The organism is Apilactobacillus intestinapis (assembly GCF_049166695.1).
GTDB lineage: Bacteria > Bacillota > Bacilli > Lactobacillales > Lactobacillaceae > Apilactobacillus > Apilactobacillus kunkeei_C.
Genome location: NZ_JBMHFD010000001.1, coordinates 306,440 through 319,559, shown reverse-complemented (window position 1 = coordinate 319,559; position 13,120 = coordinate 306,440). Strand labels below are relative to the sequence as shown.

Annotated in this window: 14 protein-coding genes and 1 other RNA gene; 3 read left to right on the top strand and 12 right to left on the bottom strand. The window is 35.2% G+C overall.

Annotation, left to right across the window (positions count from 1 at the left end; all coding sequences use genetic code 11):
• Positions 1-2: 2 nt before the first annotated feature.
• From ACOMA7_RS01775 to ACOMA7_RS01750, 6 genes are read right to left on the bottom strand one after another with little or no spacing between them, the layout of a single operon-like run.
• On the bottom strand, positions 3-1,076 hold the full coding sequence (locus ACOMA7_RS01775) for a carbamoyl phosphate synthase small subunit (RefSeq protein ID WP_041152254.1): 1,074 nt from the start codon (positions 1,074-1,076) through the stop codon (positions 3-5).
• A 33-nt stretch (positions 1,077-1,109) separates the two neighbouring features.
• The gene (gene pyrR / locus ACOMA7_RS01770) at positions 1,110-1,637 is read right to left on the bottom strand and encodes a bifunctional pyr operon transcriptional regulator/uracil phosphoribosyltransferase PyrR (protein ID WP_034531143.1); all 528 of its coding nucleotides are present in this window, start codon (positions 1,635-1,637) and stop codon (positions 1,110-1,112) included.
• An 11-nt stretch (positions 1,638-1,648) separates the two neighbouring features.
• Positions 1,649-2,566, bottom strand: a complete 918-nt coding sequence (locus ACOMA7_RS01765) for an RluA family pseudouridine synthase (RefSeq protein WP_301945550.1) — start codon at positions 2,564-2,566, stop codon at positions 1,649-1,651.
• Complete coding sequence (lspA, locus tag ACOMA7_RS01760) at positions 2,562-3,014, bottom strand: signal peptidase II (RefSeq protein ID WP_034533602.1); 453 nt, start codon at positions 3,012-3,014, stop codon at positions 2,562-2,564. Before lspA ends, ACOMA7_RS01765 begins: the two co-directional genes overlap by 5 nt.
• Positions 3,015-3,026: 12 nt before the next feature.
• A complete protein-coding gene (locus ACOMA7_RS01755; protein WP_414826894.1) occupies positions 3,027-4,682 on the bottom strand; it encodes a formate--tetrahydrofolate ligase in 1,656 nt (551 codons plus the stop codon).
• Positions 4,683-4,711: 29 nt separating this feature from the next.
• Positions 4,712-5,095, bottom strand: coding sequence for an EbsA family protein (locus ACOMA7_RS01750; protein ID WP_054605557.1), 384 nt, complete (start codon positions 5,093-5,095; stop codon positions 4,712-4,714).
• A gap of 31 nt (positions 5,096-5,126) precedes the next feature.
• On the opposite strand from ACOMA7_RS01750, the gene ACOMA7_RS01745 reads away from it, so the two are divergent.
• The gene (locus ACOMA7_RS01745; protein WP_034533593.1) at positions 5,127-5,516 is read left to right on the top strand and encodes a ribonuclease HI family protein; all 390 of its coding nucleotides are present in this window, start codon (positions 5,127-5,129) and stop codon (positions 5,514-5,516) included.
• Here the strand turns inward: ACOMA7_RS01745 and ACOMA7_RS01740 are convergent.
• From ACOMA7_RS01740 to ACOMA7_RS01720, 5 genes are all read right to left on the bottom strand, one after another.
• Entirely contained in the window at positions 5,505-6,629 is a 1,125-nt protein-coding gene (locus ACOMA7_RS01740) for an NAD(P)/FAD-dependent oxidoreductase (protein ID WP_421391570.1), read from the bottom strand. The genes ACOMA7_RS01745 and ACOMA7_RS01740 overlap by 12 nt on opposite strands.
• 12 nt (positions 6,630-6,641) lie before the next feature.
• Positions 6,642-7,775, bottom strand: coding sequence for a THUMP domain-containing class I SAM-dependent RNA methyltransferase (locus tag ACOMA7_RS01735; RefSeq protein ID WP_421391568.1), 1,134 nt, complete (start codon positions 7,773-7,775; stop codon positions 6,642-6,644).
• Between the two features lie 85 nt (positions 7,776-7,860).
• Positions 7,861-8,236, bottom strand: an RNA gene (rnpB, locus tag ACOMA7_RS01730) — RNase P RNA component class B.
• Between the two features lie 18 nt (positions 8,237-8,254).
• On the bottom strand, positions 8,255-8,641 hold the full coding sequence (gene gpsB, locus ACOMA7_RS01725) for a cell division regulator GpsB (protein ID WP_034531132.1): 387 nt from the start codon (positions 8,639-8,641) through the stop codon (positions 8,255-8,257).
• A 69-nt stretch (positions 8,642-8,710) separates the two neighbouring features.
• A complete protein-coding gene (locus ACOMA7_RS01720) occupies positions 8,711-9,277 on the bottom strand; it encodes an SLOG family protein (RefSeq protein ID WP_301945551.1) in 567 nt (188 codons plus the stop codon).
• Between the two features lie 101 nt (positions 9,278-9,378).
• On the opposite strand from ACOMA7_RS01720, the gene recU reads away from it, so the two are divergent.
• Together recU and ACOMA7_RS01710 are read left to right on the top strand one after the other, a co-directional pair.
• Positions 9,379-9,990 carry a Holliday junction resolvase RecU gene (gene recU / locus ACOMA7_RS01715; RefSeq protein WP_054608139.1) on the top strand — a complete coding sequence of 204 codons (612 nt, stop codon included), beginning with the start codon at positions 9,379-9,381 and terminating at the stop codon, positions 9,988-9,990.
• Positions 9,991-10,009: 19 nt separating this feature from the next.
• The gene (locus ACOMA7_RS01710; protein ID WP_301945460.1) at positions 10,010-12,328 is read left to right on the top strand and encodes a PBP1A family penicillin-binding protein; all 2,319 of its coding nucleotides are present in this window, start codon (positions 10,010-10,012) and stop codon (positions 12,326-12,328) included.
• A gap of 45 nt (positions 12,329-12,373) precedes the next feature.
• Here the strand turns inward: ACOMA7_RS01710 and ACOMA7_RS01705 are convergent, their stop codons facing one another.
• Positions 12,374-13,108: a DnaD domain-containing protein gene (locus ACOMA7_RS01705; protein ID WP_421391564.1), complete on the bottom strand. Its 735-nt coding sequence runs from the start codon at positions 13,106-13,108 to the stop codon at positions 12,374-12,376.
• Positions 13,109-13,120 lie beyond the last annotated feature (12 nt).

Here is a 13,120-nt window from a genome sequence, read left to right as displayed (position 1 = left end):
AGTTATCTCCTTTGTGAGCTAACGTTTTCTAGAAATTCTTCAAACAAGTCTGCACTATCTTGTGGACCAGGTCCACCATCCGGTGAGAATTGAACAGAAAAAGCAGGATAATCACGATGTCTGATACCTTGGACAGTACCATTAACTAAATCAACATATGTAATCAACAACTGATCATGGATGATTGATTTAGGATCAACAGCATATCCTTCGCTTTGTGATGCATAAATGATTTGATTGGTAATAACTTGTCTAATTGGATGATTACTACCGTGATGTTCACCGTCTAATTTGTAAACGTTGGCATCATTTGCTAATGCAAACAATTCATGTCCTAATCCCATCGCAAACATTGGGATTTCTTTTTGGACCTCTCTAATCATCTGTAGGACAGAATCTGGTAAATCTCTTGGAGAACCAGGTCCGGTTGATAAAACAACACCATCAGGGTCTAAATCAAAGATTTCCTGACTAGTTGTTTCAAATGGCATCACAATAACATTACAATCAAGGTCAGCCAACTTACGTAAAATACCGTATTTAAGACCGAAATCAATCAATACAATATTGTATCCATCACCAGTATTTGGAAATGGCGCTTTGGTAGAAACTTGATTTACTTGTTGGTTAGTAAGCACCGTTGCATGAAGTTGATCAAAAGCATGTTCATCATCCATATCAACAATACTTGCCTTCATTGTTTGTTTTCGATTTAAGCGACGTGTTAATTCTCTAGTATCAATTCCAGCAATACCAGGAATGTTGTGTTGCTTTAAAAATAAATCTAAGTTTAAGTTTCCTAATCTATTGGTGGAAATATTGGAGTATTCTTTAACAACTACCCCTTTTGAATTAGTTACAATCGCTTCAAAACTTTTGTGGTTAATTCCAGTATTACCAATAGATGGCTGTGTAAACACAATGATTTGATTATGGTAAATTTGATTTGTTATAACTTCTTGATAGCCTAACATATTAGAATTTACAATAATTTCTCCAGTTGTGGTTGCTTCAGCCCCGAAGGCTTTACCTTTATATGAAGTTCCATCTTCTAATATTAAATATCTAGTGGTCATAACAACAATCTCCTTAAATATTTTATTTAAGAGTTACTTTTCATCAATTTCAACAGAATCTTGATCATCGATTTCATCAACTTGAACATTGATGATTTCTTGTTTTGAAGTTGGAATGTTCTTACCAACAAAGTCAGCTCTAATTGGTAATTCACGGTGTCCACGATCAACTAATACAGCTAATCTGATGTTCTTAGGACGACCTAACTCAGCAATTGCTGATAAGGCAGCGTTAATAGTTCTACCAGTGAATAAAACGTCATCAACTAAGATGATGTTTTTGTCCTTTAATGAAACAGCTTCATCAGAAAGGACTGCTGGTTCGTTGTCAGTGTGTTGAATATCATCACGATACTTTGTAACGTCGATTCCAACAACAGGAACTTCTTTGTTTTCAAGTTTTTGTAAACGGTTAGCAATGCGTTTAGCAAGATAAATACCACGAGTCTTAATTCCAACCAATACTAGGTTATTTACCCCTTTGTTTTTTTCGATAATTTCGTAAGTAATACGAGTTAACGCTCTTTGCATGGCCATTTTATCAACAACGACTTTACTCATTACAAATCCTCCTATTTTTGATTGTACTTATTTCTTAATTTAGTAATTGTTTGTTCAAAAATCTCTGGCAATGGTGTTTCAAAAATCATTTGTTCGTTGGTTTTTGGATGAACGAAGCCTAATTTCTTAGCATGTAAGAATTGCCCATTACCCTTTAAAGTGTTCTTTGGTCCGTATAGAGGATCTCCAGCAAGTGGATGACCAATATACTTCATATGAACTCTAATTTGGTGCGTACGACCTGTTTCTAAGACACATGAAACAAGTGTATATTCTCCACCGAATCGTTCTAGGACTTTAAAATGAGTAACGGCATTCTTTCCATCATCTACGATTGCCTGTTTTTTACGGTCTTTTTTAGATCTACCAATTGGTGCGTTAATAACGCCACTATTTTCCTTGATATTTCCATGTACTAACGCAATATATTCACGAATGTTTGATTTATCCTTTAATTGGTTGGATAAAGATTCATGAGCATAATTATTCTTGGCAACCATTAATAGACCAGATGTATCTTTATCAATTCTATGAACAATTCCTGGTCTATAGGTTCCATTAATTGTTGAAAGTGGTGAATGATAAAGTAATGCATTCACTAACGTATGATCAGGATGCCCTGGAGAAGGATGAACAACCATTCCTTGCGGCTTATTGACGACAATTACATCATCATCCTCATATACAATATCAATGTTGATGTTTTCAGGTTCAACGTTCATTGTTTCTGGTTCAGGAATGGTTACCTGAATTACTTCACCGTCTTTAACATCGTATTTTGCCTTTTTCTTTTGCCCATCCACCAAAACTAATCCGTCTTCAATCAAACTTTTGGCTCTTGAACGACTTAAATCTTCAACGTTATCAGTTAATGATTTGTCTAGTCGAACATTTCCTTTTGTGACTGTATAAGTTACTGTATCTTTAATCTAAATCACCATCTCTTAATATTGCAAAAAATAACAAGATAATTCCAAATGTAATGCAGATATCTGCGAAGTTAAACACTGGGAAATTAATAAAATCAACTTGGAACATATCAACTACATAACCTTGTAAGAAACGGTTAATGAAGTTCCCTAAAATTCCAGCTAATAAAATTGTTGTACTCGTTAAATAAAGCTTTCTACCCTTTAATTTTATCATAAAATAAACAATCGCTACGACTGCTACTAAGGTAATAATGGAAAATAACCATTGTTGGCCTTCCAAGATACTCCAAGCAGCACCACTATTATGCAGATTGGTAATTGATAATACTCCAGGGATGATTGTTGTACTTGATGTTTCTGAAATGTTTGCAGAAATCCAAATTTTGATTGCTTGATCAATTCCAACAAGAGCACATAGGCTAATTAAAATATATACAATTGGCATTGAAAAACTCCTTTAGAATAGTCCGGTAATCTTACCATCATTATCAATATCCATGTCTAAAGCGGCTGGATGTGAAGGTAAACCAGGCATTGTTAGAATCTTACCAGTTAATACAACGATGAAACCAGCACCTAGTTTAGGTTGGATGTCAGAAACATTAATTGAGAAGTCAACAGGTGCACCTAATTCTTTAGCATTATCAGTGAATGAGTATTGAGTTTTAGCCACACAGATTGGTAATTTGTCCCAACCGTTTTTAACTAATTTCTTTAGTTGTGTCTTAGCTTTATTACTTAATACAACACCATTTCCGCCATAGATTTTAGTAACGATGGCGTTTAGCTTATCCATAAAGTCATCATCGTTGTTGTATAGTGGTTTAAATTCTTGATTGTTGTCACATACATCAACTAATTCTTCAGCTAATTCAGTGGCACCTGCTCCACCATTTTCCCATACAGTTGTATTGAATGGCTTTACACCTTGTTCTTTGATGTAATCGTTTAGTGCGTTAATTTCTTTTTCAGTATCGCTGGTAAATTCATTTACAGCAACTACAACCGGTTTGTTGTATTGCTTCATGTTAGCAATGTGTCTACCTAAGTTCTTAGCACCCTTTAGTAATGCATCTACGTTTTCTTGATCTAGGTCGTTCTTGTTAACACCACCATTTAGCTTTAATGCTCTAACAGTGGCAACAATAACAATCGCATCTGGACATTGACCTAACTTTTCAGATGTAATGTCTAGGAACTTTTCTCCACCTAAATCAGCACCGAAACCAGCTTCGGTAATTGCGTAATCCGCATGTTGAATGGCTGCTTTAGTAGCTAAAATACTGTTACAACCATGAGCGATATTAGCAAAAGGTCCACCATGAATGAATGCTGGGGTGTGTTCTAGTGTTTGCACTAAGTTGGGCTTGATTGCATCCTTTAATAGTAATGCCAATGCACCAGTAACACCCAAATCACTAACAGTAACTGGTTGTCTATCGTAGTTGTAACCAATTAGGATTTTACCTAATTTTTCTTTTAAGTCGTTTAAATCTTCACTTAAACATAAAACTGCCATGATTTCACTTGCAACAGTAATGTCAAAGCCATCTTCACGAGGGACACCAGACGTACGTCCACCCAATCCAACGATTACGTTTCTTAATTCTCTGTCGTTAATATCAACGACTCTCTTCCAGGTAATTGTTCTAGGATCAATGTTTAACTTGTTACCATGATGAATGTGATTATCAATTAATGCTGATAAGGTGTCATGTGCTTCAGTAATAGCAGGAAAATCACCAGTAAAGAATAGGTTAATATCTTCCATTGGAGCTACTTGAGCATATCCACCACCAGTAGCACCACCCTTAATTCCCATAACAGGTCCAAGTGATGGTTCCCTTAGTGCGATTGCAACAGACTTATTAATTCTGTGGAATGCGTCACCTAAACCGATGGTTAAAGTTGTTTTACCTTCACCAGCAGCGGTTGGATTAATTGATGTTACTAAAATCAGTTTACCGTTTTTTGAACCAGCAAATGGTAAGTTGATTTTCGCTTTATATTTACCATAAGGATCCATTTGATCGTCACTTATATTTAAACTTGATGCAATTTCGCTAATGTTTTTTAACTCAGCTGATTGTGAAATTTCAATATCTGTTTTCATGGTAAGAACATCTCCTAGAATTATGTAATTTATTTTTTAAGTAAGTTGCTTAGCTCAATTATTGAATTGACAGGTAATAACAATCTGTAGTGCTTTTTGTTAACTTCAATGTCAGCAGTATGCTTAGTGAAACTAACGTTATCAATATCGCTAATATTTGCTTCCAACCATTTTGGATTCATTAGCTTACTTACTGTTATTTTATCATTTTCAATGGTGATTCTTCTAAAAATAATTTGAAAAATCGCAAATAAGAAGAATACTAAAAAGAAAAAGATTGTAATCCATTGAATCACTGTTACTTCAAGCCAGAAAATAATTCCAATAAATAGAAGAGCAAAGGTCCAAGCCCAGGTGATTACTGTATACAAAGGTTCTGGCTGGTATAAAAATGTTCGTTTTTGGGTTATCATTAAGTAAAACCTTCCTTTGGAGAATTAGATTATGTTTAAATTATACACTGATGCGGCCACAATGAACAATTCTGGGAACAGTTCTTGTGGAATTTTAATTGTTCATGATAGTGAACAATACCAAGAAAAACTTAAATTAACTTCAAAAGACAATCATGAAGCAGAGTTTGAAGCTTGTCTCCTCGGCTTTAAAGCGATTTCACCTTTAACCAATAAGGACTCAATCATTGTTTATTATACAGACAGTAAAATTGTTCATGAAAGTTTGGAAAAACAATACGCTAAACATTATCAAGAATATGTTGATCAAATTCTAGAAGAACAAGCTAAGTACAGCATGGTAATCAATAATTGGATTCCGGATACAAAAAATGAAGGTGCCCATAATCTTGCGACACAGGCCCTTCACTTATTTTACTAATTTAATATAATTTTCAATTGGTTTGCGATACTCATCGAGATCGTAATCGACTTTATCAGCAATCATTTCTGCTAAAATCTTACCTACTAAAGGTCCAGTTGTTAAACCAGATGATCCTAGTCCACTGCCGACTAGGATTTTTTCGTATCCAGGGATGCGTCCAAAGAATGGAGCAAAATCGGATGTATAAGCTCTGGTTCCAATTTTTACCCTAATTAAGTTTTCAGCATTAATTTGATTAGACATACTGTGAGCACTATTTAATAGTTCATCAATAATATCCGCATCGGCAGATAAATCAAACCCCTTATCATTTTCATGACTAGCTCCCACAATTAAACGTCCATTACCTAATGGGATGAAATCTGATTCACCTTCAGGCATCAAAACCGGCATATCAACGTTAGCACCAAGGATTTGAGTGGTAGATAATTCGATTAATTGTCCCTTTTGTGGTCTAACATCAACATCTAAAGGAAGTTCTTTTAAAATATTCTTTGTCCAAGCACCAGTTGCTAAGATGATATTATCGAATTCTAGGACTTGTCCATCTAATTCAACATTACCATCTTTATTAATTGATACAGGTTGTTTGATTATTGTTAAATTCTTTTTCTTAGCGATCTTAGTCAAATGACTGGCGTATTTATCACCATTCAATCTAGCACCACCTGAGACAAATACTCCAGGATATGAACTATCAATAATCGGAACAAATCTCATTACTTCATCTGAAGTGAGTTCTTTAATTTCACCAATTGTATCAGTTTCTGCGCGACGTTCTTCAGCTAATTGATAAAGTTCCTTTAACTTTTCAGAATCTTCACGCGTAATGATGGTACCGCATTGGTTGTAAATACTTCCAGGCATTTTGGATTGCTTAGATATTTGTTTTAACAATGTTGCGCCATCACGGGCTAAGTTATACCATTTTTTGTTTCTTCTCTTTGATAACCATGGTGAAATGATACCTGCAGCTGCCTTTGTGGCTTGTCCATTACCATCATCAAACATGGTTACTTCAAAATCATTACCAGAATCTAGTTGGCTTAGGAAATAAGCAGCCGTTGATCCGACAATTCCGCCACCAATAATTGCTATTTTCTTGGTCAATATATACACCCTTTATTTTCTAATCTTTTTACCCCAGAATTGGAAATAATCGGTTCTTAAGTAACCATTGTATAGTTTACGAGTCTTAGTTGGAGCTTGTCCGTAGAACTTATCAAATTCCAAATCTGATGTAAGGAAGTACTTAGACCAACTAGTCATTGGTTTAAATACGCGTCCTAAGCCCTTGTATAGCTTACGAACTTCTTGTTTATCACTTAGTCGTTCACCGTATGGTGGGTTTGAAACAACTACGCCATTAATCTTGTCAGTCTTGAAATCTAGAACAGATAATTGCTTAAATTGAATATCATGAAGTAATCCAACTTCTTGAGCATTAACTTTAGCAATATCAATCATGTTTCCATCTACATCAGAAGCCATGATATCTAATTCTTTATCGTAGTCAGCTTTTTCATCAGCTTTGTTTCGAACATCTTCAACGACGTCTTCATCTACCCAATCCCATTTTTCACATGAGAATTCACGGTTAAAACCAGGTGCAATGTTTCTTGCAATCATAGCTGCTTCAATTGGAATAGTTCCAGAACCACACATTGGATCTAAGAAAGGCATGTCTGGGTACCAACTGGTTAACATGATTAGTGCTGCAGCCATGTTTTCCTTGATGGGTGCAGGACCTTTGGCAACACGGTATCCACGTTTGAATAAACTTTCACCAGTTGTATCTAGAGTGACCATAACGTGATCTTTATTAATTCTAGTTTCAAGCTTGTAAAGTTGACCGGTTTCTGGAAGTCTTGTACGACGGTGATAAGTTTCATTTAACTTATTTACTACAGCCTTTTTAGCGATTGCTTGAACGTCTGGAACACTGTGTAATGCAGAGTTGTGAGAACGTCCATTCATCGGAAATTGAGCATCCATTGGTAACAATTCGTCCCAAGGAAGTGCTTTAACATTTTGGAATAGGTCTTCAAAAGTCTTGGCTTCGAATTCACCAACAATAATTTCAACACGATCGGCGGTTCTTAACCAAAGGTTAGTATTGATAATGTCTTCAATTGTTCCTTCGAATCTAACTCTTCCGTTTTCGACCTGCACTTCATAACCCAAGTCACGAAGTTCTCTATCAACTAAAGCTTCAATTCCGGCGGCACAAGTTGCCATTAATTTAAAAGTTTTCATTTAATTCATCCTTTTTATGAATTATTTATTTTCAATAAAAAAAGGGAGGAAGAAAACTTCCACCCTTTTCCTGAATGGTGTACATTCCTGTAAGCCATGTTTTGTGCTTTATATTTAAGTCAGGCCTTTAAATATAAAGTAGTAATCATCTATCTGAGAAATAAATTTCTCCCCCACACTTGGTTCAATTTCCGTGTGTGAAGCTCCCCTACCAAAGTTTGGGTTTCCCGCTCGCGGGGTTTACCGCGTTCCACCAGTATCGTTTCCGATCCTGTATCGTCACTGTGGCACTTTCAGAAGTACTAAAGCATAGCAAAACCTTAGCTCGTTTCTTCGCCATTACTACAAATTGTAGTCCCCCGGCTTATTTTTTCACCGAGCACGAACACTACAAGCATCGCAGCTTGTGCGAGAGTGGACTTTCCTCAGCCAACATAAGTTGACCGCGATTACTCAGAACATACACCAGTTATTAACGATTAATATCTGTCGATGCTACTTGGTCCTTCAGTAGAACCAAATACACGTTGTTCTAGGTTAGATACACGTTTTAGAAGTTCATTTTCAATACGTGTTCTACCTAAAGTATCATGATTTGATGGTGCTGAATTTGAATCATTGAAATAACCAGATGGAGAAACGCTTGGTTCTGGTGTAACAGTACCAGCAGATTGCTTTAATCTTTGTACTTCCATTCTTAGTTGATTGTTTTCGTTTTCTAGACTATTGATTCGGTTATCGAATGCTTGGTAGTCCTTGATAATACCGTCCAAGAAAGTATCTACTTCATTTGGATCGTACCCTCTCATCTTTTGAGAAAATGTCTTTTCTAAGATGTCCTTAGGGGTAAATTGTATATTGTTCATTATTCACACCTCATATCATAAATAATCACGAACAAGTATTATTGTACCAGAAATTTAAACATTTTCAATTTATTCCTCAAAATTATTTAAATTATTTTGGTACTCATTCGCGGCTTCTTGTAGTTCGTCAAAGTCAATTAAATGATAATCATAGTCATGTATTTCTGAAAATCTTTTAATCTGCTCATAATCATATTGTGTTTTACCAGGATTGTCAACATCATAGATTAGTAGCGCTTTATCCGTGTGGTTGAGCATAAAATCCTGATATGCTCTTAACTGCATTGGTGATTTATATGGATCATTAGAAACACTGGCAGAGAAGTCTACTTTATTAATACTTTGTGATAATTTCATTTGATTTTGTTCGTTCCATTGGTTACCAAACTCCTTGAATGGTAGCATCATAGAAATTTGAAATTCATCTGGATATTCCTCTTTTAGCTGGTCTGCCACCTCGACTGTCCATTGTTCGACACCCATTTGACCACCAGTTATTATCCAATCAACCCCATCTTCAATTGCTTGTTTTAAATTATTTTCGATTACATTTTTGATAACTAGTTCTTTTGGATCCTTATCACCAAACACGCCTAGTTCATAGCTTCGATATCCGGTTACCCAAAGTCTTGAGATAGTAACGCCCCCTACCTTATTATTAACTTTTCAATACTAATGGTATAATATCATTAATAAACTTACAGTAATAATTTATTATTTTTTGAAAGGTGGTACACATGGCTATCCGTTATCCAAATGGTAAGTCTTATAATACCGGCTTGGATAAAAAGAGTTCATCACCCAAGAGTAGATACGTAAAACCAACATTATATGGTGGTCGTGGAATGACTCTTGAAGAAGAATTGAATCGAAGCAATGAGTATTATTTAAGTAAAGATATTGCCGTAATACACAAAAAACCAACCCCTATTCAAATCGTTAAAGTTGATTATCCTAAAAGAAGTGCTGCTACGATAAAAGAAGCGTATTTTCGTAAAGCATCTACTACCGATTACAATGGTGTATATAAAGGAAGATACATAGATTTCGATGCAAAAGAAACCAAAAATAAGACATCGTTTCCACTATCTAACTTTCATGAACATCAGGTAGAACATATGAGAAAATGCATTGATAATGGTGGAATTTGTTTTGCAATTATCAAATTCGTAGTGTTGGATGAAGTTTATTTATTTAAGGCTTCCGACCTCTTTTATTTTTGGGATAAACAAAATAATGGTGGAAAAAAATCCATAAAAAAGGATATAATTGAGGAACTTGGTTATAAAATTAATTATTCATTAAATCCCACGATACCTTATTTGGATGCCGTGGATGAATTAATATAGACCGTAAAGGAGAATAGTAATGTCTCAAAACAATCCTAACTTGGGCAGTCGTGTCCAAAGAAACCAAAAGCAACATAAATCGTCTAAACACGCTACATGGATCAAAAAGGTCATTGTAGGTGGATTAGGATTTATTTCATTGCTAATTGTGCTAGGAAGCATTGTCTTCATGATTTTTGCCTCTAGCGCACCTGAAATTAGTTATCAATCACTATCAAGTGATAACTCAACCAAGATTTACGACAATTCTGGCCATGTTATTTCACGACTAGGAGTTCAAGATCGAGATTATATTAAGTCCGATAAGATTCCTAGCCAACTAAAGAATGCGATTGTCTCAATTGAAGACCGTCGTTTCTACAAGCATCATGGTGTTGACCCAATCAGAATTATGGGAGCTTCATTATCAAACATAACTTCTGGTTCTTTAAATCTTCAAGGTGGTTCTACACTAACTCAACAATTAGTTAAGTTATCAGTGTTCTCCACTGCTGCTTCTGATAGAACTTTCAAGAGAAAGGCTCAAGAAGCATGGTTAGCACTTAAGATTGAACGCACATATTCAAAGCAACAAATTCTAGAATTCTACATTAATAAGGTATACATGGGTAACAATGTATACGGTATGGAAACTGCTTCAGAATACTACTTCGGTAAATCATTAAGTAAACTATCTATAGCACAAACTGCTTTATTAGCTGGTATGCCTCAATCACCAAGTTACTACAACCCTTATGTATATCCTCAATATGCAAAAGAAAGAAGAAACGAAGTATTGAACGCAATGGCATCATATGGTGCTATTACCCAAAAGCAAGCTGCAGATGCTAAAAAGACAAGTATCAAGTCTGGTTTAGTTAAGAATCCTAAGAGCAGTTCATTTGAATCTGTTAAAGAAAAATATATTGATTCATATCTAAAACAAGTGATTCAAGAACTTAAAGCCAAGGGTTACAACACTCAATCTGGTTTGAAGGTTTACACTAACTTAGATTTATCTGCGCAAAAGAAACTTTATGATTTAGCTAATAACGATGCATCCGTTGGATTCCCTAACAACACTATGCAAGTTGGTGCAACATTAGTAAATCCAAAGACTGGTGCTGTTAACGCCATGATTGGTAATAGAAAAACTGATATTCAATTAGGTTTAAATAGAGCCGTACAAACTGATAGATCAAGTGGTTCTACTGCAAAGCCATTAATGGATTACGGTCCAGCAATTGAATACCTAAACTACCCTACTTATCAATTAGTTCACGATACTCCTTACACTTATGCTGGAACAAGCACAACTCTAAAGGATTTTGATGGTAGATATGAAGGTACAATTTCAATGCACAAGGCATTGGTTGAATCAAGAAATATTCCAGCCATCAGAACACTTGAAAACGTTGGTGTAAGTAAGGCAACCGACTTCTTAAGTTCATTAGGTATGTCATTCAGTGATCCATTATCACTACAAAATGGTATCGGTTTATACATTTCAACCGAACAAGAAGCTGCAGCTTACTCAGCATTCGCTAACAATGGTGTATACCACAAACCATACTTAATTAGTAAGGTTGTTACTCCTGATAACGAATCACATGACTTCAGTTCTGAAGGTTCTCAAGTAATGAGTCCTGCTACTGCATTCATGATGACATCAATGCTAAAAGGTGTTATGAACCAATCAAATGGTTCTGGTACTGCCGCTTACATTCCTGGTTTATACCAAGCTGGTAAGACGGGTACTACTCAATACCCTGACAACACTTACAATGGTTACCTACCTGCATATGCAGCTATGGATTCATGGTTCACTGGTTATACTCAAAACTATGCCCTATCTGTTTGGACAGGATATGATCACCCATATCAAACCGGTAATTATCTAACGGCGGCTCAAACTGATATTGCTCAAAGAATTTACAAATACGAAATGCAATACATTTCTCAAAACCAAACTAATAGCGATTGGGTAAAACCAAGCAACGTAACTGCTGTTAAGTCTGGTGGTCAAACTGAATACTACAAAGACGGTTACTCATCTATTCAAGGTGATAAGACAACCGGTTATGCTGGTGGATCACTTTCATCAGTACTAGATAGTACCAAGAAGCAAACAAAGGATACTAAGTCAAACAAATCATCAGATGATGATGACGACAAGGATTCTCAAAAAGATAAAAACGAAGCTAAGAAGAGTGCTGGTTCAAACGGTAACAATAATAATGATTCAAACAAGAATCAACAAAATAACCAAAACCAGAACAACAATAATGGTAATAACACAAATAATGCCAATAACAATAATCAACAAAATAACAACAATGGCAATAACAACAACCATTAATTTATAGATACGAAAAAAGCACCTAGAAAAATTCTAGGTGCTTTTTTATTTATCAATTTTAAATAAAGGAATGTCTGGTTTGTTTTGTGTTCCCTTATCGCTAAATTTAGCGCTCTTGTTAAATTTTTGTTCATGGTTGCGACGATTACGTTCAACATCAGCTGGCGTCTTGATATTGGCTTTTTCCCAGTTGACTAGAATTCTATCCATATACTTCAAACTATATACCTGATTTAAAACAGACTCTCTAAGTGCCAACTTAATCATTTGAGGATTGTATTCATCATCATTAATCCATTGATTGATTGTTTCAATTTCAATCGGTGATAATGGTCGACCGAATTCTGATTCAATAGAATTAAATATCTTTTTACGATCAGATTCTGTAATCTCATTGGAAGCCATGTTACCTTCCAAAACTTCGCTGGAAGTTTCGTCTTCTGAGGTTTCTTGATCTAATTCTGATAACTTTTCGTACATTAAAGAGAAATCATAGACATCAAACGCTTGTCCCTTTGTATTTGATATTGTCTTAATTCTCATTAACTTTTTCTCTACCAGTTCATGCAAGACTTGATAAGCCTTTGCACTTGAAAAACCAGTTGAATTTGTAATGTCGTTGATATCAGGGAAATAATTACCTATATCGATGTTTCTTTTAATTTGAAGATAAATCACCAGTTGGTCACTAGTCATTCCTAATTTAGGATAATTCTTTAATAGATAATTAGAAATAGTAGTTTGACCTGATTGAAGTATCGTCTTTGCAAATTTATCCATTAAAACATACCC